Annotated in this window: 22 protein-coding genes; 21 read left to right on the top strand and 1 reads right to left on the bottom strand. The window is 49.0% G+C overall.

The window, feature by feature from the left end; genetic code table 11:
• Position 1: 1 nt before the first annotated feature.
• The 15 genes from gpmA to HMPREF9453_RS03960 all read left to right on the top strand — a co-directional run bounded on the left by gpmA (position 2) and on the right by HMPREF9453_RS03960 (position 16849).
• Positions 2 to 760, top strand: coding sequence for a 2,3-diphosphoglycerate-dependent phosphoglycerate mutase (gene gpmA, locus HMPREF9453_RS04035; RefSeq protein ID WP_008859298.1), 759 nt, complete (start codon positions 2 to 4; stop codon positions 758 to 760).
• A 34-nt stretch (positions 761 to 794) separates the two neighbouring features.
• Positions 795 to 1682, top strand: a complete 888-nt coding sequence (locus tag HMPREF9453_RS04030) for a patatin-like phospholipase family protein (protein ID WP_008859297.1) — start codon at positions 795 to 797, stop codon at positions 1680 to 1682.
• Positions 1672 to 2151 (top strand): bifunctional tRNA (adenosine(37)-N6)-threonylcarbamoyltransferase complex ATPase subunit type 1 TsaE/phosphotransferase, encoded by a 480-nt coding sequence (locus tag HMPREF9453_RS04025; protein WP_008859296.1) that lies wholly within the window; start codon positions 1672 to 1674, stop codon positions 2149 to 2151. Before HMPREF9453_RS04030 ends, HMPREF9453_RS04025 begins: the two co-directional genes overlap by 11 nt.
• Positions 2135 to 2827, top strand: a complete 693-nt coding sequence (tsaB, locus tag HMPREF9453_RS04020) for a tRNA (adenosine(37)-N6)-threonylcarbamoyltransferase complex dimerization subunit type 1 TsaB (RefSeq protein ID WP_008859295.1) — start codon at positions 2135 to 2137, stop codon at positions 2825 to 2827. The genes HMPREF9453_RS04025 and tsaB overlap by 17 nt, the downstream gene beginning before the upstream one ends.
• On the top strand, positions 2800 to 3267 hold the full coding sequence (gene rimI / locus HMPREF9453_RS04015) for a ribosomal protein S18-alanine N-acetyltransferase (RefSeq protein ID WP_008859294.1): 468 nt from the start codon (positions 2800 to 2802) through the stop codon (positions 3265 to 3267). The genes tsaB and rimI overlap by 28 nt, the downstream gene beginning before the upstream one ends.
• The gene (gene tsaD, locus HMPREF9453_RS04010) at positions 3264 to 4286 is read left to right on the top strand and encodes a tRNA (adenosine(37)-N6)-threonylcarbamoyltransferase complex transferase subunit TsaD (RefSeq protein WP_008859293.1); all 1023 of its coding nucleotides are present in this window, start codon (positions 3264 to 3266) and stop codon (positions 4284 to 4286) included. The genes rimI and tsaD overlap by 4 nt, the downstream gene beginning before the upstream one ends.
• Before the next feature lie 114 nt (positions 4287 to 4400).
• Entirely contained in the window at positions 4401 to 5819 is a 1419-nt protein-coding gene (locus HMPREF9453_RS04005; RefSeq protein WP_008859292.1) for a sensor histidine kinase, read from the top strand.
• A 1-nt stretch (position 5820) separates the two neighbouring features.
• A complete protein-coding gene (locus HMPREF9453_RS04000; protein ID WP_008859291.1) occupies positions 5821 to 6411 on the top strand; it encodes an ANTAR domain-containing response regulator in 591 nt (196 codons plus the stop codon).
• Positions 6412 to 7609: 1198 nt separating this feature from the next.
• Positions 7610 to 8275, top strand: coding sequence for a metal-dependent hydrolase (locus HMPREF9453_RS03990; RefSeq protein WP_008859289.1), 666 nt, complete (start codon positions 7610 to 7612; stop codon positions 8273 to 8275).
• Between the two features lie 78 nt (positions 8276 to 8353).
• Entirely contained in the window at positions 8354 to 8965 is a 612-nt protein-coding gene (locus tag HMPREF9453_RS03985) for a DUF47 domain-containing protein (protein WP_008859288.1), read from the top strand.
• A 678-nt stretch (positions 8966 to 9643) separates the two neighbouring features.
• Positions 9644 to 10513, top strand: coding sequence for a dihydropteroate synthase (folP, locus tag HMPREF9453_RS03980; protein ID WP_008859287.1), 870 nt, complete (start codon positions 9644 to 9646; stop codon positions 10511 to 10513).
• Positions 10500 to 10862 (top strand): dihydroneopterin aldolase, encoded by a 363-nt coding sequence (gene folB, locus HMPREF9453_RS03975; RefSeq protein WP_008859286.1) that lies wholly within the window; start codon positions 10500 to 10502, stop codon positions 10860 to 10862. Before folP ends, folB begins: the two co-directional genes overlap by 14 nt.
• Before the next feature lie 34 nt (positions 10863 to 10896).
• Positions 10897 to 11397 carry a 2-amino-4-hydroxy-6-hydroxymethyldihydropteridine diphosphokinase gene (gene folK / locus HMPREF9453_RS03970; protein WP_008859285.1) on the top strand — a complete coding sequence of 167 codons (501 nt, stop codon included), beginning with the start codon at positions 10897 to 10899 and terminating at the stop codon, positions 11395 to 11397.
• A complete protein-coding gene (gene mfd, locus HMPREF9453_RS03965; RefSeq protein WP_008859284.1) occupies positions 11394 to 14753 on the top strand; it encodes a transcription-repair coupling factor in 3360 nt (1119 codons plus the stop codon). Before folK ends, mfd begins: the two co-directional genes overlap by 4 nt.
• A 494-nt stretch (positions 14754 to 15247) precedes the next feature.
• A complete protein-coding gene (locus HMPREF9453_RS03960) occupies positions 15248 to 16849 on the top strand; it encodes a putative polysaccharide biosynthesis protein (RefSeq protein ID WP_008859283.1) in 1602 nt (533 codons plus the stop codon).
• A 642-nt stretch (positions 16850 to 17491) separates the two neighbouring features.
• On the opposite strand, the gene HMPREF9453_RS03955 is transcribed toward HMPREF9453_RS03960, so the two are convergent.
• Complete coding sequence (locus HMPREF9453_RS03955) at positions 17492 to 18442, bottom strand: nitronate monooxygenase (RefSeq protein WP_008859282.1); 951 nt, start codon at positions 18440 to 18442, stop codon at positions 17492 to 17494.
• A 416-nt stretch (positions 18443 to 18858) separates the two neighbouring features.
• Between HMPREF9453_RS03955 and HMPREF9453_RS03950 the strand changes: the two genes are divergently transcribed.
• The 6 genes from HMPREF9453_RS03950 (at position 18859) to HMPREF9453_RS03925 (ending at position 25572) form a co-directional block, all read left to right on the top strand.
• A complete protein-coding gene (locus tag HMPREF9453_RS03950) occupies positions 18859 to 19872 on the top strand; it encodes a sugar-binding transcriptional regulator (RefSeq protein WP_008859281.1) in 1014 nt (337 codons plus the stop codon).
• A gap of 40 nt (positions 19873 to 19912) precedes the next feature.
• Positions 19913 to 20920, top strand: coding sequence for a type I glyceraldehyde-3-phosphate dehydrogenase (gap, locus tag HMPREF9453_RS03945; RefSeq protein WP_008859280.1), 1008 nt, complete (start codon positions 19913 to 19915; stop codon positions 20918 to 20920).
• A gap of 2 nt (positions 20921 to 20922) precedes the next feature.
• Positions 20923 to 22110: a phosphoglycerate kinase gene (locus tag HMPREF9453_RS11445; RefSeq protein WP_008859279.1), complete on the top strand. Its 1188-nt coding sequence runs from the start codon at positions 20923 to 20925 to the stop codon at positions 22108 to 22110.
• A 6-nt stretch (positions 22111 to 22116) separates the two neighbouring features.
• A complete protein-coding gene (gene tpiA / locus HMPREF9453_RS11440; protein WP_008859278.1) occupies positions 22117 to 22863 on the top strand; it encodes a triose-phosphate isomerase in 747 nt (248 codons plus the stop codon).
• 47 nt (positions 22864 to 22910) lie between these two features.
• Positions 22911 to 24206: a phosphopyruvate hydratase gene (eno, locus tag HMPREF9453_RS03930; RefSeq protein ID WP_008859277.1), complete on the top strand. Its 1296-nt coding sequence runs from the start codon at positions 22911 to 22913 to the stop codon at positions 24204 to 24206.
• A gap of 421 nt (positions 24207 to 24627) precedes the next feature.
• A complete protein-coding gene (locus tag HMPREF9453_RS03925; protein ID WP_008859276.1) occupies positions 24628 to 25572 on the top strand; it encodes a manganese-dependent inorganic pyrophosphatase in 945 nt (314 codons plus the stop codon).
• The last annotated feature ends 35 nt before the right edge of the window (positions 25573 to 25607 follow it).

Below are 25607 nucleotides of genomic sequence, written 5' to 3'. Positions count from 1 at the left end.
TATGTATACACTGGTGGTCATTCGTCATGGGGAAAGTGAATGGAATAAGAAAAATCTGTTCTGCGGATGGACAGATGTGGAGCTTTCTGATAAAGGTATGAAAGAGGCCAGCGAAGCAGGCCGTTTATTAAAGAAGGAAGGGCTCTCCTTTGACTGTTGTTTTACTTCCGTGCTGAAGCGGGCTATCCACACTGCTTACCGCATTTTGGATGAAATGGATCTGGTGTGGATTCCCGTGATTAAGGATTATCACCTGAATGAACGGCACTACGGAGCCCTGCAGGGATTGAACAAGACGGAAACTGCCGATAAGTATGGAGAAAAGCAGGTGCTCCTCTGGAGGCGTTCTTACGATGTACGTCCGCCGGCTCTGTCGGAAGATGATCCAAGAAATCCGGTGAATCAGGCGCCTTATCAGAAAATGAAGGGGAAGGTAGCACTTCCATTGTCGGAATGTCTGAAAGATACGGTGGGAAGAGTTGCGCCTTATTTTGATGAAGTCATTCGCCCTCGCATGGAAGCGGGAGATCGGGTGCTCATTGCGGCGCACGGAAATTCTATCAGAGCTCTTCGGAAGCATTTGGAAGGGATTTCTGATAAGGAAATCGCCGGTATGAATATTCCTACCGGCATTCCACTGGTTTACCATCTGAACTCCGATTTCACAGTGCATGATGTATCTTATCTGGGAGATCAGGAAGCGATCCAGGCGAAAATCAACGCTGTAAAGAACCAGTCTGCCTGCTCAGTTAAGAAATAAGGAGGTGCCGGGTATTTCCCCAGGGCGAAACAATATGATAGAAAAAGAAATGGATGAAGCACCGGTGCTGATTCTGGAAGGTGGTGCCATGCGGGGCCTCTTTACGGCCGGTGTGCTGGATGCTTTCATGGACCATCGGTTTTATTTCAAAAAGGCAGCAGGTATCTCTGCAGGCACTCTGCAGGGACTGGGCTACCTGTCAAAGCAGTGCGGAAGAAGCGTTCGGGTCAATTCCGCCTATGCCGCTGATCCCCGGTACATGGGGTTTCGGCATATGTTGAAAGGGGGCTCTTTCTTTAATTTTGATTTCATGTTTGGCCCCCTGGCCCATGAAGAGGACCCTTTTGATTTTGAAACCTTTGAAAAGGCCGAAGAAGAGCTCTATGCAGTGATTACAGACTGCCTTGAGGGAAAGCCCCATTTCATTTCCAGCCATGACCTTTCGTCTTCCGAGTTTATGAAGGTCTGTGAGGCCAGCTGCTCTATTCCGTTGGTATCCAAACCGGTGGACTGGCGTGGAAAGGCCTATGTGGATGGCGGCGTGGGCATGCCTCTGGTGCCGCTGCCTGAGGAAATCCCTTTTCCCCATGGGAAAATCGTATATATCCTTACTCGGGATGTGAATTATCGGAAGAAACCGGTGCCCTTCTGGATGCATGGGATGCTGAAGGCTGTCTATGGGCGAACCTATCCGGCAGTGGTGGACGGCATGTGCTCTATTCCGGAGCGGTATAACAGGAAAATGGAAAGAGTCATAGAGCTGGAAAAGGAAGGCGCCGTTTTCGTTATCCGTCCTGAAAACCCGGTAACGGTGTCTCGGACGGAAAGAGATGCTGGCAAATTGAGAAAGCTCCATGGTGAAGGGTATCGTCTGGCTATGGACCGTTTTGATGAAATGATGAGGTGGCTTCATGAAAAATGAAGTAACATTCACGACGAACAGTGAAAAGGAAACCATGGATTTCGGTCGTTTCCTGGGGGAAAGAGCCCAAGATGGTCTTTTCATTGCATTAACCGGCGATTTGGGCGCAGGCAAGACTCATTTCGTCCAGGGACTGGCTAAGGGAATGGGTATAGAGGGAGTGGTAGGAAGTCCTACCTTTACCATTATGAATATATATGAAGATGGCCGTCTTCCTTTGAAGCATTTTGATTTCTATCGTCTTCACAGCGAAGATGATTTATGGAACATCGGCTGGGAAGAATATGGAGAAGGCGGCGTAGTGGTGGTGGAATGGGCAGATATGTTCCCTTCTCTCATTCCTGAAGAAAGTATTCATATTCATATCGTCCTTTCCGGTGAAGAGGAAAGAAAGATTACTGTATCCTGGAGCGGAAAGGCTCCGGTTGAAATAACAAAGGAGATAGAAAATTATGCTGCTGGCCATTGATACATCATCACTGGTACTAAGCTGTGCATTGGCAGAAGAGGACAGGCTGATTGCTGAATGGACAGTACAGAAAAGGCTTACCCATTCGGAACAGCTTATCCCCCATATGGATGAAATGATAAAGGAGGCAGGGGTTTCCAAGAAGGATATAACGGCTGTGGCCGTTTCTATCGGTCCCGGCTCATTTACAGGCCTTCGCATCGGCCTTGCCACTGCCAAAATGCTGTCCTATATATGGAAGGTCCCTCTGGCTGGAGTGGACACGCTGGAAGCGCTGGCCTGGAATATGGCGGGGGCCCAGGCCTTTATCCTGCCTCTTCTGGATGCCCAGCGGGGCAATGTGTATGCTGCTTTATACGGCGCTTTTGATGAAATGTGGCAGGAAGAAAAGGAAGAAGCGGCACCTATAGATCAGGTCATTGAAGCAGCTCTGACCCATGGCGGTCCCGTGATTGCAGTAGGAGAATGCGCTGATAAATACAAGGACAAGCTTGTTTCTGCAGGCATTAAACTGGCACCGCCGCATAGCCGCCTGGCCCGGGCAGGAAGCGTAGCTATGGCCGGCTTAAAAAAGATCAGGGAAGGAAAGACTGACAGTCCCCTGTCCATTCTTCCTAATTATATCCGCAGAAGCGAGGCTGAGGTACTTTGGGAGAAACAGCACAGGAAATCCTGATTGAAAAGGCTGATAGAGCCGACGCATCTGCCATTTATGAAATAGGGAAGCTCTGCTTTTCCGATGCCTGGCGTAAAGAAACGGTGATCCATGATATGGAAGGAAGCCACAGTGAATATTTTATAGCCAGAATGAATGGAGAAATTGCAGGCTATGGCTGCTTCTGGTTCATTGCCGATGAAGGACAGCTGCTTAACATCGGTGTTCGTCCCTCTTTTCGAAAGAAAGGCATTGGCGCCCTTCTTCTGGAGGCAGGACTTATGGAAGCGGCTCGGAGACATATGAACACCCTTTTCCTGGAGGTGCGGGTGAGCAATGAGGAGGCACAGCGCCTTTACAAAAATCATGGATTTGAAGTGCTGGGGCTCAGAAAAGGAGTTTATGACCTTCCTAAAGAGGATGGATATATTATGTCCAGAAAAGTAGAAGGAGAATTATGAAGATTTTATCGTTTGAATCAAGCTGTGATGAAACATCCTGTGCGGTGATTGAAGACGGGCGCCATATCTTGTCTGACGTTATTTCCACACAGGTGCCTATTCACAAGAAATTCGGCGGAGTAGTGCCTGAAATTGCCTCCCGCCACCATATAGAAGATGTGCTTCCTGTAGCCATTGAGGCATTGGAGCAGGCCGGATGTTCCTGGGAAGATATAGATGCCATTGCAGTGACCCAGGGGCCGGGCCTGGTGGGGGCTCTCCTGGTGGGGGTAGCAGCTGCCAAAGCGGCGGCCTGGGCGCTGGATAAGCCCCTGGTGGCGGTCAATCATATGGAAGGCCATATCTTCGCCAATCTTCTGCAGTATCCGGATTTGGAGCCGCCTTTCCTGTCTCTGGTGGTTTCCGGCGGCCATACTATGATTGTGGTGGTGAAGGATTACAATACCTTCCAGCTTCTTGGTCAGACAAGAGATGATGCAGCAGGGGAAGCCTTCGATAAGATTGCCAGGGTCATGGGTTATCCTTATCCTGGCGGCCCCCATATCGACAGGCTGGCCCAGGAAGGAAATCCTGATGCCATTTCGTTCCCCATGGGGCTTGGGAGAGAACATACTTTTGATTTTTCCTTCAGCGGCCTGAAATCAGCAGTCATTAACTACCTGAATACCGCCAAAATGAAGAAGGAAGAAATTAATCCAAAGGATGTGGCTGCATCCTTCCAGAAAGCAGTGGTAGATGTGCTGGTGGAAAAGGCCATGAAAGCGGCAGAGGCAACGGGGTATAAGACCATTGCTCTGGCCGGCGGTGTGGCAGCCAACAGCGGTCTTCGCAAAGCATTGAAGGAAGAATGCGATAAACGGGGCATTCGTATGTGCCGCCCGGACCCGGTACTCTGTACTGATAATGGCGCCATGATTGGATGCAGGGCTTATTACATGGCAAAGGCCGGAGACTTTGCACCTATGAATCTCAATGCGGATCCCCGGCTGCCATTTCTAGCCGATCAGCTCAAACTTTGAAAAGCTGCTGATTTACGCTAAGAGTTTCATTTCATATGAATTCAATGATGGAACAGGAATTTCATCAGCGATTCCTCAGGAACTGCTGATTGCATTATTGTGGGGGAAAAAATTATGCAGACCCGTGGAATTGAAATGAGCCAGCTCTATACGCTGGTGCGGGACACCACGAAACTCACCGATGTGCAGGCTAAGATTCTGGACCATATGCAGGTGGCACTGCAGCTGGCTTCTGATATTTCCAGAAATCAGGTATACCTTTGCGCCAGAGGAAAGAATGATGACATTTCCGTCATACTCATGGCGGTTAAGCCATCTTATACTCATGGATCTACCTTCTTTAAATCCGGAGATACCCGTTTAGGAGAAGATCTGGCAGTCATTGAAAATGTTTTCACCACTGGAAGAAAAGTGGTGGGGCGCATGGAGCTTGACCAGGGGCTGACGGTGGCAGTGACGGCTTATCCCATTGTGGATAATGCAGGTATCCCTTTTGCTGCGGTGTGCTTTATGGCAAATTCCGTAAAACAGCAGCAGGTGCTTACGGATACGGCTAATCTGGCACTGCAGGTACCTTTTTCTACTGCTGACTACTACAGCATTCGCCCCCAGGACGGTGTGATTATCCTGGATGCCGGAGGACGTATTATTTATGCCAATGACATGGCTGATGACCTGTATTTTGTGCTGGACAAGGAAGCGGTGGAAAGCCGGGAGCTCATCGGTCACACCATTGTCCGGCTCCCGCTGGTGGACAAGGTCATGAAGACCGGAAAGCCTGCTTATGGCGATGAGGTGTCTGAAAACATGACTCTTTCCGCCTGGGGTCTTCCTATTATTTCCGGAGGCAGGGTGGTACGTACGGTGCTGGTACTTACTGATGTGACTGCCATCAGGGAAAAAGAAAGACAAATTCTGGTGAAGGACTCCGTTATTAAGGAAATCCATCACCGGGTAAAAAACAGTTTGAATACCATTGCCGGTATGCTTCGCATGCAGGCAAGGCGGGCCAAAGATGATGACACAAAGGAAGCGCTCCGTCGGGCGGTAAGCCGTATTCTCGGTATTTCTCAGATTCATGATATTCTGGCCAGCCAGAGCGGCGATAAGATCGATATGGATATTCTTTTGGACAAAATTACCAAGCTATCCGTGGACAGCCTGGCCCTTATACCTGTCAATGTGGTAAGGGAAAAATCAAGACGGAGTCTCATTGTAGACTCTGAAAAGGCAGTACCGCTGGCCATTGCAGCCAATGAGCTCATTCATAATGCCATCGACCATGGATTTAAGGATATGGAAAAGGGAACACTGGTGGTGGGCACCGAAATTCGAGGCAGTGATCTTCATGTTTATATCAGAAATGATGGACATCCTCTGGCTGATGATTTCAGTACCAAAACCTTTGACCTGGGACTCCAGATTGTTAGGAATCTTTCGGAAATTGAACTGAAAGGGAAATTTTCCCTGAAAAATGAAAATCATATGGTGACAGCCGATATTGATTGTCCCCTGTCAGTGATGGAGGGATAGCATGTCAGAAAAATATCGAATCGTTATCGCAGATGATGAAGCTCTCATCTGCATGGACCTTAGGGAAATGCTGGAAGAAGCAGGCCACGAAGTGGTGGGCATTGGCTCCGATGGCGTGGAAGCACTGAATCTGGTAAAAGAGAAGAAGCCGGATCTGGCTATTCTGGATGTAAAAATGCCGAGGCTTGACGGGATACAGGCTGCCCGCATGATTGCTCATGATAATCTGGCTCCTGTAGTTCTTCTCACTGCTTTCGGTGATGAAGATATGATTGAAAAGGCCAAGAAATCCATGGTCTTTGGATATGTCATGAAACCGGTGGAAGAGAAGACACTCTTCCCTGCCATTCAGATTGCCGTGAGTCAGTACAGACAGAAGAAAGACATGGTGGACCGGGTGAAAAACATGGAAAGAGAACTGGCTGCCCGGAAGATCGTGGATCGTGCCAAGGGCCTTCTTATGGATTACTACCATATTACTGAAGAAGATGCCTATCGCCGTATGCAGCAGACCAGTATGAAGCGGGGCATCACCATCGCCGATGTGGCGCAGAAGGTAGTAAAGGAAATCATGGCAAGAAAGAACAGGTAAGAGCTGCCCGCTTTTGCGGGCTCATGTTTGACAGCCGCTTCGCGGCTGAAGTTTGACGCACCTTACGGTGCGAAGGTTCTAAAGTTTGAAGCGCCTGTGGCGCGGTCGAGATCGGGACCGGGACCGGCGCGATGCTTTCCAGTATTCCCGAAGGTTGACACGCCCTTACGGGCGTGAGGGTTGAGCCAGCCGCCGGGCCTTTCGGCCCTGGGCTGCCAGGGTTCTGCCTGTGATCGGCTTCGCCTTACAGGCGGGCTCCGGGCTCTCGCCCTCGGGAGGTATATAGTATTGTGGAGGTCCTGCATAGGACCTCCAAGTCAGCCAAAGTAGGCCCTTAGCCTGCCCATTAAAGGGCTTACCTGTTGGTTGGCTGACCGTGCCCGCTGGCGAGGTACGGCGCCTTCGGCGCCATTTCTTATGCCGCCTTTGGCGGCGAAAACCATACAACCGCCTTATGGACAAGCCCCTTTGGGGCTTGAGGGTTCTAAAGTTTGACGGGGCTATCGCCCCGAGGGTTCTTAAGTTTGACAGCGGCTATGCCGCTGAGGGTTGTGGAGGGCGCCTCTAAATTATGGAAGGCGCCAGTTTGTGTAAAACCTTTACAACCGCCCTGCGGGCGTCGGAAATGCACCCCTTTTGGTGGCTGGCGCCACCACCTTCCCCCCGGCGGGGGGACTTTATTCTTCGCTATGCGTTAGCTTTATTCTGCCCCGCTTGCGGGGGAAGTCCGGCGAAGCCGGATAGGGGGAGGCGAGCGCAGCGAGCCAGTCAGCAGAATGTTTTTCATGCCCTATGACTCATAAAGCTAATCCGTAACGCTGACTTCATAAGCATTGCCCAACGGGCAATCCGCAACCCTCGGCCTGAAAGGCCGTCAAACTTAAGAACCTTCCGGCCGCAGGCCGGTCCATCTTAAGAACCCTCACACCGAAGGTGTGTCCAAGGGCGATACCACAACCCTCGGCCTGAAGGGCCGTCAAACTTAAGAACCCTTGGGCCGAAGGCCCATCCATCTTAAGAACCTTTCTCTTCACAACCCTTCGACACAACCCGCCGCCGTCAGGCGGCCACAACCCTCGGGGCGAAGCCCCGTCAACCTTCCCCTCTGAACCCTTTGAACCCTTTGAACCCTTTCACTGGAAAATGCTTATCTCTTCTCAAAATTATCTCATATCTATCAATCAAGGAGGTTTTCATCATGAAGTACACATTTTTAGGACATGCATGCTTTAAGATTGATACAGGAAAAGAAAGGCTCCTTTTTGATCCGTTTCTTACAGGAAACGGGCAGGCTGCGATGAAGGCGGATAAGGTAAGATGCGATTACATCCTCCTTTCCCATGCTCACAGCGATCATTTTGGCGACGCCAATGAAATTGCACTCCGCACGGGGGCTAAGGTAGTAGCTATTCCCGAGGTTATTGCCCTTTTCTCCAAGTCCCTGTCCAATTTCCAGCCCATGAATCTGGGCGGTACTTTCCATGCTGACTTCGGTGATGTGAAAATGGTGCAGGCTTTCCACAGCTGCGGAGCAGCTGGCGGCACACCCTGTGGCTTTATTATTTCCTTCAAAGAAGGCCCTGTGGTTTACTATTCCGGAGATACCGCCCTTTTCGGCGACATGAAACTCTTTGGTGAGCTCTATGATATTGACTATGCTATTCTGCCTATTGGCGATAACTACACCATGGGACCGGACGATGCCATTCTGGCGGGAAAATTCCTGAAGGCAAAACATGTGATACCCCTCCATTACAATACATGGCCTGTGATTTCACAGAACGTGGACGCTTTCAAGACAAAGGCGGCAGAGGAAGGGCTTGATGTTATGATTGTCCACCCCGGAGAAACGATAGATTTATAATCAAAGGCATAGAAGTAAAACCATGAATCCTCTGGTTCATGGTTTTGCCTTTTTCTATTTTCATACATGGAGACGCAGATGAGTAAAGAAGATAAGTTTTTTGAAAGACTTCGTGATTTTGCCGGCTTTACCGGCAGAGTCGGATTTCTTTTGGAAGAAACGGCAGAAGGACGCATGGCAGTTTCCGAAAGCTATAAAGAGTGCTCCGATATCAAGATGAAATGCAGAGAATCCTACGGCCTTCTGATGGAGCGGATGTATAAGGCCTACAAGGATCCTTCCCAGCTGGATAACGCGAGGGGGCTTATTGAACGGATGTATCATATAGTAGATATTTCCAAAAGCATTCTGGGCCAGCTGGATATGGCCATGGTGGGAGAAACACCGGAGGAACTCACCCTTATGGCCCGCCTGTCGGCAGCATCCCTTTCAGAGCTGAAGAAAATCATGGATTACACCACTGATGTCTCGGAAAACTTCATGAAAATGGAAGCCCGCTGCCGTCGGATTTATACTTTCGAAGAAAGAGGGGATGACTGCTTTCGCAGGATGATGAAAAAGCTGTATGGATCTGAAACTAAAGCAGCAGAGCTGGTGTACTGGAAAGAAATCTTTGATCACCTGGAGGAAGTGCTTGATGCCTCTGCCGGAACGGTACCGCTGCTGCAGAAAATCATTACCCGTTACTGAAGATTTTTTATCATTACTGGAATCAGCGGCGGGGCAGAACCCCCCTGTTTTTCCCTGTCAGACGGAAGGGCAGTGAAGAATCAGTGAAGGGCATGGTTTCATTTATGGAGTCTGCTTTTATCAGATTCTTTATATGCTGCCGGCCATGGGATTTTCCTAAGGAAGCGCTGATTAAATCATTGTTTGCTTTTATTCTTGAATTTTTATGCAATGCAAGGAATGGGCTGACGCGAATAGCGAGCTATTTAAGGAAGCCCATGACGAAACAGTGCATAAAAATTCTTATAAAAGAAAACTCTATGAATTAATCAGTGCTTCCGTAATGGCCGCCCGTTTTCTGTTCCGTTCTTTGCATTGCACAAATTCAAGCATGAAAGCGGAAATGAGGCGGTCAGGGGCTCCATGCCCGGTATTAAAAAATTTTAAACCTATTGGATTTTTGTGAAAAATTTTGTATAATAGGGTTACATGGAGGAAATGCCATGGGACGGGTTTATCTGTCCGGTCTCATTGATGATTATTTCCCTGATTATCAATCTGACTGCGGATTCGTCATACTCCTCAATGGCGGTCTTGCACAAAGAAGGCGGTGGATACCGCTTTTTTTGTTGAAATTTTCAGGAGCTTCCTGTCCGTGCTATAATGGTATGAAATGATTTTTCCTTAAGGGGGATGGACATGAAAAGACAGCATCGTCTATATGAATGGAAAGATGGAAAGAAGCTGGAATTAGGTGAAAGGTCCCTGGTTATGGGAATCCTCAATGTAACGCCTGATTCTTTTTCCGATGGGGGAAAATGGAATTCCAACACCCTGGCCGTTTCCCATGCCACCGATATGATTAAAGACGGAGCTCATCTGATTGATGTGGGGGCAGAATCTACCAGACCGGGCCATGTGGCGCTTACACCGGAAGAGGAGACAAAGCGTCTCATGCAATTTCTTCCTGATGTGCTGAAGGTGAGTATGGTTCCTGTATCCGTTGATTCCTATCATTATGAAACCATGGAAACTGCTCTCAAGGCAGGAGCTCATATAGTCAATGATATCTGGGGATTTCAGTATGATGACGGCAGTATGGCTAAAACCGCCGCCGCTTTTGATGTTCCTGTGATTCTCATGCATAACCAGGAAACGAAAGTCTACGGAAAGGATATGATGGATGATTTGAAGCACTTCTTCGATAAATCCATTGAAATTGCCCTTTCCGCCGGCGTCAGGGCAGAGAACATTATCCTGGATCCGGGCATTGGCTTTGGAAAGAATGCGGAGCAGAATATGGAAATCCTCAAGAGGCTTGATGAGCTTACTCTGGCTTTCCCCTGCCCCTGGCTTCTTGGTGTAAGCCGTAAACGATTTATTGGCACCATCCTTGGTACCGATGCCGATGAACGGGATGAAGGCACGGCGGCAGTGAATCTCTGGGGCGCTGAAAAAGGCTGCTCCATTTACAGAGTCCACGATGTAAAAACCACAGCCCGGGAACTTGCGGTATGGGATGCGCTCCGTCTTTTTCAGGGAAAAGGAGAGTCCTATGGATCATATTGACCTTAAAGGTATGGCTTTTTTCGGGTATCATGGCGATGAACCGGAAGAAACAAAGCTGGGCCAGCGTTTTTACATTGATGTGGAAATGGATCTGGATTTGTCCAGGGTAGGAGAAACAGATGCCCTGGAAGATTCTGTCAATTATGTGGCCGTATATGAAATAGTGAAAAAGAGGGCTGAAGGAGGCCCCTATAAACTGCTGGAAAGACTGGCAGGCGTTATCAATACTGATATTATGGAAAATTTCCCGCCGGTGACAAAAGTGATAACGACTGTCCACAAGCCGGGCTCTCCTATTCCCGGCATCCTGGATGATGTTTCTGTCACTCTTTGCAAAGAAAGGAAATGATGAGTCTGCAGGATATCCTGCATCATTGAGACACATGAATACATATATTATGGCCCTGGGCTCCAATATGGGAGATTCCCTGGGTATATTACAAAGCGCATTCAAAAGGCTGGGAGAGGAAAATGTCTACATTCTGAAGGCTTCTTCCTTTTACAGAACCAAACCCTGGGGAAAGACGGACCAGCCTGATTTCATTAATGCAGCAGCACTGGTGGCATGGGAGGGAACAGCGGAAGAGCTCATGACACTTTTCCTTAAAATAGAAAAAGAATTCGGACGGAAACGGGATATTCACTGGGGCCCCCGCAGCCTGGATCTGGATCTTATATACAGTGACTGTGTAAGAAGCGAGACCGATTTTCTCCGCCTGCCGCATCCCTATTTCTGGGAGCGGCCTTTTGTGCTGGTTCCGCTCGAGGAAATCCTGCCGGATTTCGTTTATGACCATGAAACCATTCATCACCGCATTGAATCTCTTGATGGATATAAAGATCTGGTGAAGCTCGACAAAGAAGGAAAGGAGATGAGCAAATGAATGAACAAGAAAAAGCATCTTCCTTGTCCGGTGTGAAGGCGGCATTAAGGGATGGCAGGAATCCTTTTCCCTTAGACCGTACCACCGGCCCACTGCTGGCAGAAGGTACGAGGGAAAGGCTGATGAGGCTATGTCCTTTGGCCGAAAAAGGAAAACCCCTCATGATGACAGGGATTTCCGGGTCCCAGAAAGCACTGGCCGCAGCGGCTCTTCTGAAGAACTGTGACAGGGCTGTGATTATCGTACCTGACCAGAAAGACATTTTCCGCTGGGAAGAGGATCTGGCTTTCTTTGCTCCCGATTACGATGCACATCCTTTTCCTCTCGTGGAGGAGGCTGGTTTTCATGTCACTTTTACGGGAACCGAGCGGCTCAGGGACCGTATGCAGTCTCTTTCCCTTCTCATGGAGAAGAAGAAGACTGTGATTCTGGCAACTTCCATAGAGGCTGCCCAGAAAATCGTTTCTCCTCAGCTGCTGAAAGACCATGCCCTTACCTTTACCCTGGGCGAGGAATGGGGAAGAGAGGATCTTCTGGAAAAACTGGTTTCCGCCGGTTATGAACGAGTGGGGCAGGTCGAAAGATGCGGCCATTTTGCGGTACGCGGTGATATTGTGGATATTTTCCCCATCAGCGAAGCCCATCCCCTGCGTATTGAATTTTTTGGTGATGAAATCGACAGCATCCGTTCCTTTGATGAGGACAGCCAGCGATCCATGGAACGCTTTGAAAAGGCTATGGTGCTGCCTCTGTCTCTTAAAGAAGAAAAAAAGAGCATCCTTTTTGATTATTTGGATGGGGGACTTATCCTTTACGACGAACCCCAGCGGTCCGAGGAAAATCTGAATCGTTATTTCAAGGAAGAAAAGGAAAACAGAGGAAAGGCCTTTCCCTGGAATGACATGGTGCGAAGGGGGCGGAAGGGAAACAGGGAAATTATTTTCTCCCTGCTGAACCGTTCTCTCACTGCTTTCCAGCCGGTTATCTTCGGCTGGCAGGGCCAGTCCATGACCAACTATCAGCGGCAGATTCCCATTTTTATTGAAGATTTAAAATCTCTCCTGAAGAAAGAATGGAAGGTTCTTCTCGTGGTTCCCCGGGCTTCGGAAGAAGAGGAGTTAAAGGAAATCCTTAAAGAATATGAAATCCCTCTTTCTTCGGATATGACCTCTTCCAGCGTCTGCCTGGTGCATGGCGTTCTTTCCGAAGGTTATGAAATGGCCCCGGAAAAACTGGCTCTTCTGACTGCCGGCGACATACTGGGAAAACAGAAAATCCGCCGGGTGAGAGGCGCTGGCAAAGGACGACAGATTCGATACTTCTCCGACTTAAACCCTGGAGACTATGTGGTACAGGACGTGCACGGTATCGGCAAATATCTGGGGCTTAAGACCATCGAGCTTTCCGGCGTGCATCGAGACTATATTGCCATCCAGTATGCAGGAAATGATAAGCTTTACCTGCCGGTGGAAAAGATTTCAACTCTGGAAAAATACATAGGCCCTGAGGGCGGTACTCCGGTATTGAACAAGATGGGAGAAGCTCATTGGGAGAAAATTCGATCCAAGGCCAGAAAATCCATTGAGGAACTGGCGGAAAGGCTTCTTGATATTTATGCTAAACGGGAAATCACCAAAGGCATTGCCTTTGCCAAAGACGGCCCGGAGCAGCGGGAATTTGAGGATACCTTTCCCTTCGTGGAAACGGAGGACCAGCTCACCGCTATTGACGGTATCAAACAGGCCATGGAAAGGCCGGTGCCCATGGATATGCTCCTTTGCGGCGACGTGGGTTTCGGCAAAACGGAAGTGGCCATGCGGGCGGTTTTTAAATGTGTCATGAGCGGCTATCAAGCCATGGTGCTCTGTCCCACCACGGTACTATCCCAGCAGCATTACAAAAATTTCAAAGACCGTATGGATAACTTTGGCGTGAATGTGGCTCTCCTGAACCGATTTACCACGCTGAAAGAGAAAAAAGAAATTCTGCGCCGTTTAAAGGACGGCGATATAGATGTGGTTATCGGCACCCATGCGGTACTCAACAAGAAGGTAGAGTGCAGGAAACTGGGGCTTCTGGTGGTGGATGAAGAGCAGCGCTTCGGCGTGGTACAGAAGGAAAAATGGAAATCCTGGTCCAGCGGAATCGATGTGCTCACCCTGTCGGCTACGCCTATTCCCCGCACTCTCCATATGAGTCTTACCGGCGTGAGGGACATGGTCACTATTACTACACCTCCTTCCAACCGCCATGCGATCCAGACCTATGTGACGGAGTATGATGATACCATTGTAAGAGATGCCATCCTTCGTGAAAAGGAAAGGGGCGGCCAGACCTATTTTGTGTATAACCGCATAGAATCCATGCCCGCCATGCTGGACCATCTTCGCAGTATCCTTCCTGAAAATGTGACTATCGGCGTTGCCTATGGCCGCATGGAGGGCAGACAGCTGGAAAAGGTGATGCTTGATTTCTATGATGAAAAATACGATGTGCTTCTCTGTACCACCCTCATTGAAAACGGACTTGACCAGCCTAATGCCAATACCATGCTGGTATATGATGCAGACCGCATGGGACTTTCCCAGATTTATCAGATGAGGGGAAGAGTAGGCCGCTCTGAAAAAATCGCCCGGGCCTGGTTTTTCTATCGGAAAGGCAAAGTCCTTTCGGAAGTAGCGGAAAAAAGGCTGGATACCATCCGTGAATTTACGGAATTGGGCAGCGGCTTCAAAGTGGCCATGCGGGATTTGGAAATCCGGGGCGCCGGAAATCTTCTAGGCGCGGCTCAGCATGGAAACATTGCCAGCGTCGGTTTTGCCACCTACTGCACCATGCTGGAAGAGGCAGTGGAAAGGCTCAGGGCCAAAAGGGAAAACAGGCCCCTGCCTAAAAAACTGCCTAATACCACTATCGAATTTCGCCAGGATGCCTATCTGGATGAAAGCTATATTTCCAATGAAGAGCAGAAAATGGAAATTTATCGCCGCCTGGCTGCTGTAGAAAATGACAAGGCCCTTTCTGACTTGATTGATGAAGTGGTGGACCGCTTCGGTACTCCTACCAGGCCAGTGGAAAAACTGTTCCATATTTCCCGTATCCGCGTCAAGGCAAGGCAGCTTGGAATCGGAAGCATTATGGACAGCGGTGCTTCCTTCGTCATTACCTGGGCTGACGAAGAACCCATGCGGGGCTGGAACCCCATGAAACTCCCAAGGACTATGCTTCCCTACATCCGCCTCCTTCCCGGCCATATGGCCAAAATGAATATTAATAAAAAAGCCATTACCGGAGACGAAATGAAATGGATGGCCCAATTCATGGATGAAATGTATAAAGAAGTAAAGGGCGAGTAGAGTTTTGACGGTGGGAATATATTTTCTTTCTGCTGCTGACCGCCTAGGGAAGCGCTGATTAAATCATTGTTTGCTTTTATTCTTGAATTTTTATGCAATGCGAGGAATGGGCTGACGCGAATAGCGAGCTATTTAAGGAAGCCCATGACGAAACAGTGCATAAAAATTCTTATAAAAGAAAACTCTATGAATTAATCAGTGCTTCCCTAAGTCGGTTCCTTTCCATCGGCTGATATTTATTATCGGTCATCTCAAAGATGACGGGGCCGAAATCCTCTTCCTGTTTTTGTATTCTGGTTGGAGAGGAAAGGAAGGCAGCGGTGACTATAAAACATTACCTTCAAAGCGGCGGTCACGGCCCTTTCAACGCTTCTCATTTTCCCATCCTTCTGGACTGGTTCAGATAAAAATCGGCCATAATGCTTTACAATTTTTCTGAAATCTGATATGACTATATGAGTTGTGAATCTATTTCCTATTGAAACAGGTGAAAAATGCGTAAAAATTCATTTATCCAGGGTGCCCTGATTCTGACAGTAGCCGGTATTATTGTTAAATTTATTGGTGCGTTCAGTCGTATCTATCTGTCCCGTCTTCTGGGCGGGGAGGGCATCGGCCTATACCAAATGGCCTATCCAATTTATCTCCTCTGTCTTTCCGTATCCTCTGCCGGTCTTCCGGTAGCTATTTCCATCATGGTGGCAGAGAGAAATGCGTTAAACGATTATCACGGCGGACAGAAAGTATTTCGTATTTCCATGGCAGCTTTGGTGCTGACAGGGCTCTTTTTCAGTGTCCTTCTTTTCTTTGGCGCTCAGTGGCTGGTGGATACGGGCATCGTTCGCGATCCCCGTGCCTATTGGTCTCTTCTTGCTCTTTCTCCGGCTGTTTTCTGCGCCACCCTTCTGGCAACGCTGCGCGGCTATTTCCAGGGTCTCCAGCTTATGACGCCTACGGCAGTATCCCAGATTCTGGAGCAGGTGGTGCGGGTGGTGACCATGATTGCCTTTGCTGTCATCCTTCTGCCTTACGGCCTTGAATTCGGTGCTGCCGGTGCTACGCTGGGTGCGGCTCCCGGTGCTTTCATGGGCATTGTGGTCCTTATCGGTTTCTATTACATGACCCGAGGCTGGCGAAAAGAACTGGCTTCTGAGCAGGATCCTTCCATTAAACCGCAAAGTGCCCTCCACATTATCAAAAGGCTTCTTGTGCTGGCCATCCCCGTTTCACTGGCTAATATTATGCTGCCCATCGTATCCAACATCGACCTTTTCATTGTGCCCCGGCGTTTGGAAGTGGCAGGGTTTGCGGTGGAAGAAGCGACGACTCTCTTCGGCTATCTCACCGGCATGGCTACGGCCCTCGTGAATATGCCCACCATTGTGACCGCTTCCCTGGCGGCCAGCCTGGTGCCTGTCATTTCTGAAGCGATTGCTCAGAAAAGGGGAGATGTAGTGATGAAGAGGACCGACACCGCCATGCGGCTGGCCAATCTCATTACGATTCCTGCTTTCGTGGGCATGTGCGTCATTGCCACCCCGATTTCTGCCATGCTTTATGCGACCCCTGATGCGGGCCCCTGCATTGCAGTCATGAGTTTTGGCGTATTCCTTCTGGGAGTGCAGCAGGTTACTACCGGTGTTCTGCAGGGCATGGGCAAAACGGCCATTCCTTTCATTAACATGGTCATTTCCGCATCGGTAAAGGTACTTCTTTCCTGGAATCTTACCGCCCTTCCCGCCTGGGGTGTGCTTGGGGCAGCCTGGGCCACTAACGCTGACTTTGGCGTGGCAGCCGTGCTGAATCTGATTTTCCTCTATAAATACAGAAGATATACCATGGATATGCTTCACACGGTGAAACTGTTCGTCGCCGCCGGCATCATGGGTGCTGCTGTTCTGGGGGCCTACCACGGAGCTTTCAGTTTCATCCACAGCAATACCCTTGCCACATTAGCGGCTATCTGTGTAGGCGGAGTGGTTTACCTGACAGCTATTGTGGTCATCCGGGCTGTGAAGCCGGAAGACGTACAGGGCGTGCCGAAAATTGGACCGAAACTGGCAGCAACTGTAGAAAAACTGAGCTTTAAAATCTAATCATACATCTCATACATCATAGGAAATATGAAAAGCCATGAAATGGAATCTCAAAGGAGATATCATTTCATGGCTTTTTTATGTGGGGAAAAGTGGGCTGGTGAGCTAGTGAACTAGTGAGCTGGTGTACTAGTGAGACAGTGGGACGGCTATCTGCTATCCGTTTACCGCTGGCCGCCGTAAGGCGGCATATAAAATCATTGCCGCCTTCGGCGGCAATCCTTCCCCTCTGAACCCTCTGAACCTTTTGAACCCTTTGAACCCTTTGGCCTTGCCCCTTGAGCGGCAGCGATGCACAGCGAACACATTTTGCACTATGCGAACTGGATTCGTAGGGGAGCAAAGCGACCTGAGAATCCAGTGAGTCAGTGACAGCAGAGGATGCACTATGCGAACTGGATTTGTAAGGGAGCATCAGCGACCTGAAAATCCAGTGAGTCAGTGACAGCAGTGGATGCACTATGCGAACTGGATTTGTAAGGGAGCATCAGCGACCTGAAAATCCAGTGAGTCAGTGACAGCAGTGGGTGAAGGAGCAAAGCGACGCACAAAACGTAGTGAGTCGTTTCCCCTCTGGGGACACAACCTTTCTACGCAACCTGCGGCGCAGCCGCGCCCCTTCTGCCCCAGAGGGCATAAAATTCAAATCAGCCCCTTGGCTCCGGCCAGTGTTCTTTCTGTCTCGGAAACCAGTTCTTCTACAATTTCTTCTACCGGCTGAATTCTGGTGAGGTGGGTAAGGGACATGCCGGCCAGGACGTAGCCGTTTTCCGTATCCCCTTCCACGGCTCCTTTTCTGGTGGTGCCGACGGCCAGGGAAATGAGTTCTTCCAGTGGAGAGCCGCTGTATTCTGCTTTCAGGTATTTTTCAGAGAAAGCGTTTTTGAGTCCTCGTACGCTGTCACCGGTGGTGAATCCGGTGACTGTGGAGTCCGTGTCCTGAGCTTTGATAATCGCTTCTTTTGCCTTAGGATGCAGACGGCATTCTTCTGCCAGAAGGAAACGGGTGCCCATCTGTACGCCGGAGGCACCCATAACGAGGGCGGCAGCAATGCCTCTTCCGTCTACAATGCCGCCGGCAGCGATGACGGGAATTTCAATGTCTGGAAGTACGTTTTCCAGGAGGGCCATGAGGGTGAGCTTGCCGTCGTGACCGCCGGCTTCCATACCTTCCACCACCAGGGCGTCGGCACCGGCATCCTGTACTCTTTTGGCCAGTTTCACATTAGGCACTACAGGAATGCATTTCACGCCGGCATGGTGAAGATCGTCAAACCAGGGCAGAGGGTTTCCGGCACCTAATGTGACGAAGGGTACCTTTTCATCACAAATAATCTGAGCCACGTCGTCTTTATTGGGAGCCTGGAGCATAAGGTTCACGCCGAAGATTCCTCTGGGTCCCAGAATATCTTTAGCCCGGCGGATATTGTCCCGCACTTCGTCGGTGGTGAACCCGCCGGAACCGATGACTCCCGCGCAGCCTGCATGGGCCATGGCAGCAGCCAGGAGGCCATCGGAAATATAGGCCATGCCTCCCTGGATAATCGGATAATCAATGGATAAGAGTTTTGTCAGTTTTGTTTTCCACGGCATAATGATTCCTCCCTTACTTTGAAATAGTTATGGTTCTGCCCTTATTATATCCATTTTTTCTGTGGAGGCCATGGCTTTTATGAGAAAAAATTTTTATCTTTTTCGGGAAAAAATTCATACTGAAAAGTTATTGAACTTAAGAATATTATGACTTCATGGTATGAATTTATGGAAAGAGTATTTTCCTGTTTTTTTCAGCCCGTAATTTAAGGAATTTTCATGGTTTCAGGAAAAAGCAAATTAGAAGGCAGCAAATTAATTGGTATACTTTTGAAATATAGGGTATACGTATTACTATATTTTTACATAGATGTTGTAGTATTAATGACGGCGTGATATACTGTAAAAGGTAAGACTTGGCATGATTCCGCACTTTTTAATGGATGGAAGTGATATGGTTGAAAGAAGATTCTTTGATGATGCTCTTTCTGCCGGAAATGATGGCAGAGGCTCAGGAGCGGTACGAGATTCTTCGGCAGATTCACGACAACGGGCCGGTGGGAAGGCATCTTCTCGCCATGCAGACGAAGCTTTCTGAAAACACGGTCCGTAAGCACATTGAAAAAATGGAAGAGTCAGGTCTTCTTTTTTCTCGTCCTTCGGGCATGAGTCTCACCACCAAGGGAGAATCACTGATTGAGCCGCTGGCTCCTTATTTCCAGAAAAGTCCATCTCTTTCGGACATGGAAAATAAACTGCAGAAGATTCTTTCAATGGAGAAGGTGATTGTGGTGAGAGGGGATTTGGATGATACACCGGCTGTGAAAAATGAAATCAGCCAGGAAGCGGCCTTTGTACTGCTTCGTCTTCTCCGGGATAATTTTGTTATCGCCGTAGGCGGAGGTCCGATTATGGCAGGTATGGCGGAAGCCCTGCCGTCCCTTCACATGAAGGTGGATGTGGTTCCTGCCCGCGGTGGTTTTGGCAACCGGGTGGAATATTTGCCCAATTTTGTGGCAGCCCGTATGGCGGAAAAACTGGGCGGTGAGTATCATATCATCCATATACCGGACGGGTTAAGTCCCGAGCTTTTCCTTCGGGTAAAGAAGGAACTGCCCCAGTTCAGAGAAATCGACAGGCTCCTTTCCAGAACGGATATCCTGGTGACAGGGGTGGATGAGCCGGAGGATCAGTCCAAGTGGCTGGAGATTCCGGAAGATGTAAGGCGTCGGCTGATCAAGGAAAAAGCAGTGGGCGAAGCTCTTGGCCTCTATGCGGATATTCACGGGAAGATTCTCTATCGGCTCTACAATGCCGGGATTTCCAGGGAAGATATTTCCTCTATTCCCCATGTCTTAGTTGCAGCCGGGGGCAGTCACAAGGGCCCCGCAATTCTTGCCATGGCCAGAGCCGGTATACGGGGAACCTTGATTACTGATGAAGGTGCAGGTAAAACAATCATACAAGGCAGCGCCGGCTTCTCTTTATAGAAACGGCGTTCCAAGTCAATCACAGGAGGGTACTAACATTATGACAAAGATTGGTATTAACGGATTTGGCAGAATCGGCAGACTGGTATTCCGCGGCATGCTGGACAGGGATGACCTGGACGTGGTGGCCATCAATAACCCCAGCGGTGTAGAAACTGCGGCTTACCTTCTGAAGTATGATTCCGTCCATGGACGCCTGGGCAAGAAGGTGGAAATTGATGGTGATGACCTGATCATTGAAGGAAAACGGGTTCATGTATTCCATGACAGAGATCCGGAACACCTGGACTGGAGCGCTTATGGCGTTGAAATCGTAGTTGAATCCACGGGCAAGCTGAAGGACAAGGTCAGTGCTGGCAAGCATATCAGAGGAACAGTCAAGAAAGTTATCATTACGGCTCCCGGCAAAGATGACGATGCCACCATCGTCATGGGCGTTAATGAAAATACCTATGATCCGGAAAAAGACAATATCATTTCCAATGCATCCTGCACGACCAACTGCCTGGCACCGGTGGTGAAGGTGCTTCATGAAAAGTTCCATATCAAACGGGGACTTATGACTACTGTTCATTCCTACACCAATGACCAGGCTATTCTGGAAAAGGCCCATAAGAAAGATCCCAGAAGAGGCAGGGCGGCAGCAGAAAACATCATTCCTACCTCCACCGGCGCAGCCAAAGCCATCGGCATTGTTATTCCTGAACTGAAAGGCAAGCTGAACGGTCTGGCTATCCGCGTACCAACACCCGATGTATCCCTGGTAGACCTGGTGGTAGAACTTTCAAAGAATGTAACGAAAGAAGAAGTGAATGCAGCTTTGAAAGAAGCATCGGAAGGAGAACTGAAGGGCATTCTGGCCTACACCGATGAACCGCTGGTTTCCAGTGATTTCCTTACCACCGATGTCAGCTCCACCGTAGACAGCCTCCTCACCATGGTTATGGAAGGCAATCTGGTGAAAGTAATTGCCTGGTATGACAATGAATGGGGATACTCCATGAGAATCATTGACCTTGTTAAGTATGTAGCATCGAAAGGACTTTGATTATGAACAAGCAGACCGTATATGATTTGAAACCGGAAGGAAAAACAGTGTATGTCCGTGTGGACTATAATGTGCCCCATGATAAGGAAGGTCATATCCTTGATGACCGCCGGATACGGGCTACCATTCCTACCATCCGCTACCTCCTGGACCAGGGGGCTGCTGTGGTACTGGCAAGTCATATGGGGCGTCCCAAGGGAGCAGTGGTCAAAGAGCTGTCTCTTTCTCCCTGTGCCAAGCGGCTGTCCGAACTTCTTCACCAGGAAGTACTCTTTGCTGATGACTGCATAGGGGACAAGGCCTCTGCCATGAAGAAAAGCCTTAAACCGGGACAGGTGCTTCTTCTTGAAAATCTTCGTTTCCATAAGGAAGAAGAGAAGAATGATCCCGAATTTGCCAAAGCCCTTGCTGACGGCTGCAGCCTGGCAGTTAACGATGCTTTCGGCGTATCTCACCGTACCCATGCCTCTGTGGTAGGGGTGGGCAGGCTGATGCCCATGGTGTCCGGCCTTTTATTAAAGAAGGAAATTGATTTTCTCGATGGCGTCATCGAACATCCGGAAAGACCTTTTGCAGCCATTATCGGCGGGGCTAAAATCAGTGATAAAATCCAGGTTATTGCCAACCTCATGGAAAAGGCTGATGTCATCCTCATCGGCGGCGGCATGGCTAATACATTTGTGGCTGCCCAGGGATATGACATGGGCCAGTCCCTTCAGGACAGGGACCGTTTCGATTTGGCCAGAAACCTGATGAAAAAGGCTCATGAAATGGGTTCCGAAATTATGCTCCCAGTGGACTTTATGGCTGGAGATTCCTTCTCTGAAAAAGCGAAGACAAAAGTCCTTTCGGCATCGGAATTCAAGAGCCCCTGGATGGCACTGGATATCGGTCCTAAGACGATTGAACTTTATGTGGAAACACTGAAGAAAATGAAAACCGTGGTATGGAACGGTCCCATGGGTGTATTTGAAATGAAACCCTTTGCTAAAGGCACCTTTGCCATTGCAGAAGCTATGGCAGACCTTGATGCCACCACCGTCATCGGCGGAGGCGAGTCCGCATCCGTTGTGGACCAGCTGGGCATTGAAGACAAGTTCTCCCATGTATCCACCGGCGGCGGCGCCTCCCTGGAAATGCTGGAAGGCATGGTCCTTCCCGGCGTGGCAGTACTGGCGGATAAGGAGTGATTCTGTTTGCGTAAAACCCTGATTGCAGGCAACTGGAAAATGAATCTCACAGTAACAGAAGCTGAGAAATTTTTCAAAGCCTTCAAAATACAGAAAAAGGAAGGGACCGAGCTTCTTTTCTGTCCTCCCTTTACTGATATTCCCATAGCCCGTTTCTTTTTGGACCGCTCCTCCATTCGTTGGGGGGCCCAGAATGTGTATCCCGAAGAAAAGGGAGCATTTACAGGAGAAATCTCGGCGCCTATGCTGAAGGACCTAGGCTGCAGCTATGTCATCTGCGGCCATTCCGAACGGCGCCAGATTCTGGGAGAAAGTGATGAATTTGTGGCCCGTAAAGTGAAAGCGGTGCTGGAAAATGACATGATTCCTATTCTCTGCGTAGGGGAAACGGAAGAAGAAAGAAAGGAAGGCCAGACGGAGGAACGAATTGGAAGCGAAATCAGGACAGCTCTTTTTGCACTTTCCAAAGAGGAAACAGCTAAAATGGTCATTGCCTATGAACCTATCTGGGCCATCGGCTCCGGTCAGGCTGCTACTCCCAAAGATGCGGAAGAAATCGCATCCTTTATTCGTAAAACCGTGAAAGAGGCGGCAGGAAAGAAAGCAGCTGATGAGGTCCGTATCCTTTATGGCGGTTCTGTGAATGGAGATAATATTTCCCATTTCCTGAAGCAGAAAAATATTGACGGTGCCTTGATTGGCGGCGCCAGCCTGAAGCCGGACACAATGATTGATATTTATAATAAAGCCTGATAACAAGCCTGATAACCATACTGAAAAAATTACAGGAGGAATAAAGCATGGCAGCAATTACTGATTTGCACGCAAGAGAAATTTTGGATTCCAGGGGAAATCCCACAGTAGAAGTAGAAATGACATTGGAAGATGGCACCTTTGCCAGGGCCGCCGTTCCCTCCGGTGCATCTACTGGCATGTTTGAGGCTACTGAACTTAGAGATGGCGACAAAAGCCGGTACAACGGTAAAGGAGTCCTGAAGGCGGTAAACAATGTAAACAGCGAAATCGCTGATGCCGTGCTCGGCTGGGATGCCAGCGATCAGAGAGGCCTTGACCACATCCTCATCAATCTGGATGGTACGGAAAACAAGAGCCGCCTTGGAGCCAATGCCATTCTGGGTGTATCCCTGGCTGCTGCTCATGCAGCTGCTGCTTCTGCCGGCCTTCCACTGTACCAGTATCTGGGCGGTGTGAATGCCCATAACCTGCCGGTACCTATGATGAATATCATGAACGGTGGTGCTCATGCAGACAACAATGTGGACATCCAGGAAAGCATGATTATGCCTGTCGGTGCTCCCAGCTTCCACGAAGGTCTGCGCATGTGCGCTGAAATCTATCATGCCCTGAAAGATGTACTGAAGAAGAAGGGACTGTCCACTGCCGTAGGTGACGAAGGCGGTTATGCACCAGACCTTCCCTCCAATGAAGCAGCCATGGAAGTGATCTGTGAAGCCATTGAAAAAGCAGGCTATACCGCAGGTAAAGATGTGGTTCTTGCTACTGATGTAGCAGCCTCTGAACTTCTTGGCGACGATGGCCTCTACCACCTGGCAGGAGACCATACCGCCAAAACGGCTGATGAAATGATTGCATTCTACGAAAAGCTCATTGATGAATATCCTATTATCTCCATTGAAGACGGCCTGGGAGAAGAGGACTGGGATGGCTGGAAGAAACTCACAGACGCCCTGGGTAAAAAAGTACAGCTGGTAGGAGATGACCTCTTTGTTACCAATACCAAACGCCTCTCCAAAGGCATTCATCTGGGCGTGGCTAACTCCATTCTCATCAAGCTGAACCAGATCGGCACCCTGACTGAAACTTTTGAAGCTGTGCAGATGGCTCAGCGCTGCGGATACACTGCCGTGATTTCCCATCGCTCCGGCGAAACTGCCGATACCACCATTGCTGATGTAGCCGTGGCTCTCAATGCCGGCCAGATTAAGACCGGTGCTCCCGGACGGACAGAAAGAGTGGCCAAGTATAACCAGCTTCTCCGTATTGAAGAAGACCTGGACGCCGATTCTTTCTACGGAAGCAGTGCTCTTTCTCATAGAATGAAACGGTTTGAATAAGCTGAAAATAAACGCAGAATCCCCGGCCTGGTGCCGGGGATTTCTGCGCTGCGTGAGTAAAAGAAGGCGGCTCAAGCCTATAGGACTTATTGCCTGAAAGCCGGTGGGAAGCTTTAAGGAAGCACTGATTAATTCATAGAGTTTTCTTTTATAAGAATTTTTATGCACTGTTTCGTCATGGGCTTCCTTAAATAGCTCGCTATTCGCGTCAGCCCATTCCTCGCATTGCATAAAAATTCAAGAATAAAAGCAAACAATGATTTAATCAGCGCTTCCTTAAAACTTTTCTTCGCTGCATTTTCAGAACCTTCAACGCAGAGCTTACTTCGAACGGGAGAATCTTTGCCCCCTTTGTCTCTTCATGGTATAATGGGGAAAGTGATTATGAACCCATTCATCATTGGTTTAAAGGAGCGATAGAATGAGCAAAGTATATGTAACAGGACATAAATCCCCGGATACTGACAGCATTGCCGCTGCTATTTCCTATTCCTATCTGAAAAGACAGCTGGGAATGGATGCAGTAGCAGCCAGAGCAGGGGAACCGAATAAGGAAACGAAATTCGCCCTTGACTATTTCAAGGTAGAAGCACCGGTTCTTCTGACCAGCGTGGCAAGAAAGAGCGAATCCGACGAAAAGACAAAAATCATTCTGGTAGACCACAATGAATCCAAACAGTGCGTAGACGGCATTAAAGATGCAGATGTACTGGAACTCATCGATCATCACCGCCTGGGTGATTTTGAAACGGAGAGCCCTATCTTTATCCTTATTCGTCCGGTAGGCTGTGTGAATACTGTTATTTACGGACTCTATAAACAGAACGGCGTAAAACCGTCCAAAGAAGTGGCAGGTATGATGCTCTCTGCCATTATTTCTGATACGGTTCTCTTCCGTTCTCCTACCTGCACGGAAGAAGATAAGAAAGCAGTGAAGGAACTGGCTGAAATTGCCGGCGTAGACTATGAAAAGTACGGCATGGACATGCTGAAGGCCGGCGCTGATATTTCTGACTATCCGGCTGAAAAACTGGCTCACAACGACACCAAGGAGTTTGAAGCAGGCGGAAAGACCTTCTCCTGCGGACAGATTTCCGTTATGGATGTAGAACCGATTAACGCAAAGAAAGCAGATATTATGAAAGCCCTGGAAGATACCAAGGCAGAAAAGAAATACGAAGCTTCCTATCTTATGGTAACCAATATTCTGACAGAAGATACCTATCTCTGGTTTACAGAAGGTGCCAAAGATGCTGCTGAAAAGGCATTTGGCAAGAAGGCAGAAAATGGTATGATTTACCTGCCGAAAGTCATGTCCCGTAAAAAACAGGTGGCTCCGTTCCTCCTGAAGGTATATGGAGAATAATAAAATCCTGGAATCCCCGGTATGCTGCCGGTGAT

It is taken from the genome of Dialister succinatiphilus YIT 11850 (assembly GCF_000242435.1).
In the GTDB taxonomy this organism is placed as follows: Bacteria; Bacillota; Negativicutes; order Veillonellales; family Dialisteraceae; genus Dialister; species Dialister succinatiphilus.
This window is presented reverse-complemented; position numbering and strand designations above follow the sequence as displayed.

Coding starts and splice junctions, on each gene's coding strand:
- tsaB (WP_008859295.1), top strand. CDS start 2,135: ATGCTGCTGGCCATTGATACATCATCACTGGTACTAAGCTGTGCATTG.
- HMPREF9453_RS04000 (WP_008859291.1), top strand. CDS start 5,821: ATGTCAGAAAAATATCGAATCGTTATCGCAGATGATGAAGCTCTCATC.
- folP (WP_008859287.1), top strand. CDS start 9,644: ATGAAAAGACAGCATCGTCTATATGAATGGAAAGATGGAAAGAAGCTG.
- HMPREF9453_RS03925 (WP_008859276.1), top strand. CDS start 24,628: ATGAGCAAAGTATATGTAACAGGACATAAATCCCCGGATACTGACAGC.
- gpmA (WP_008859298.1), top strand. CDS start 2: ATGTATACACTGGTGGTCATTCGTCATGGGGAAAGTGAATGGAATAAG.
- HMPREF9453_RS11445 (WP_008859279.1), top strand. CDS start 20,923: ATGAACAAGCAGACCGTATATGATTTGAAACCGGAAGGAAAAACAGTG.
- folK (WP_008859285.1), top strand. CDS start 10,897: ATGAATACATATATTATGGCCCTGGGCTCCAATATGGGAGATTCCCTG.
- gap (WP_008859280.1), top strand. CDS start 19,913: ATGACAAAGATTGGTATTAACGGATTTGGCAGAATCGGCAGACTGGTA.
- HMPREF9453_RS04030 (WP_008859297.1), top strand. CDS start 795: ATGATAGAAAAAGAAATGGATGAAGCACCGGTGCTGATTCTGGAAGGT.
- HMPREF9453_RS04025 (WP_008859296.1), top strand. CDS start 1,672: ATGAAAAATGAAGTAACATTCACGACGAACAGTGAAAAGGAAACCATG.
- folB (WP_008859286.1), top strand. CDS start 10,500: ATGGATCATATTGACCTTAAAGGTATGGCTTTTTTCGGGTATCATGGC.
- HMPREF9453_RS03985 (WP_008859288.1), top strand. CDS start 8,354: ATGAGTAAAGAAGATAAGTTTTTTGAAAGACTTCGTGATTTTGCCGGC.
- eno (WP_008859277.1), top strand. CDS start 22,911: ATGGCAGCAATTACTGATTTGCACGCAAGAGAAATTTTGGATTCCAGG.
- HMPREF9453_RS04005 (WP_008859292.1), top strand. CDS start 4,401: ATGCAGACCCGTGGAATTGAAATGAGCCAGCTCTATACGCTGGTGCGG.
- HMPREF9453_RS03960 (WP_008859283.1), top strand. CDS start 15,248: ATGCGTAAAAATTCATTTATCCAGGGTGCCCTGATTCTGACAGTAGCC.
- HMPREF9453_RS03955 (WP_008859282.1), bottom strand. CDS start 18,442: ATGCCGTGGAAAACAAAACTGACAAAACTCTTATCCATTGATTATCCG.
- HMPREF9453_RS03950 (WP_008859281.1), top strand. CDS start 18,859: ATGATGCTCTTTCTGCCGGAAATGATGGCAGAGGCTCAGGAGCGGTAC.
- HMPREF9453_RS03990 (WP_008859289.1), top strand. CDS start 7,610: ATGAAGTACACATTTTTAGGACATGCATGCTTTAAGATTGATACAGGA.
- tsaD (WP_008859293.1), top strand. CDS start 3,264: ATGAAGATTTTATCGTTTGAATCAAGCTGTGATGAAACATCCTGTGCG.
- mfd (WP_008859284.1), top strand. CDS start 11,394: ATGAATGAACAAGAAAAAGCATCTTCCTTGTCCGGTGTGAAGGCGGCA.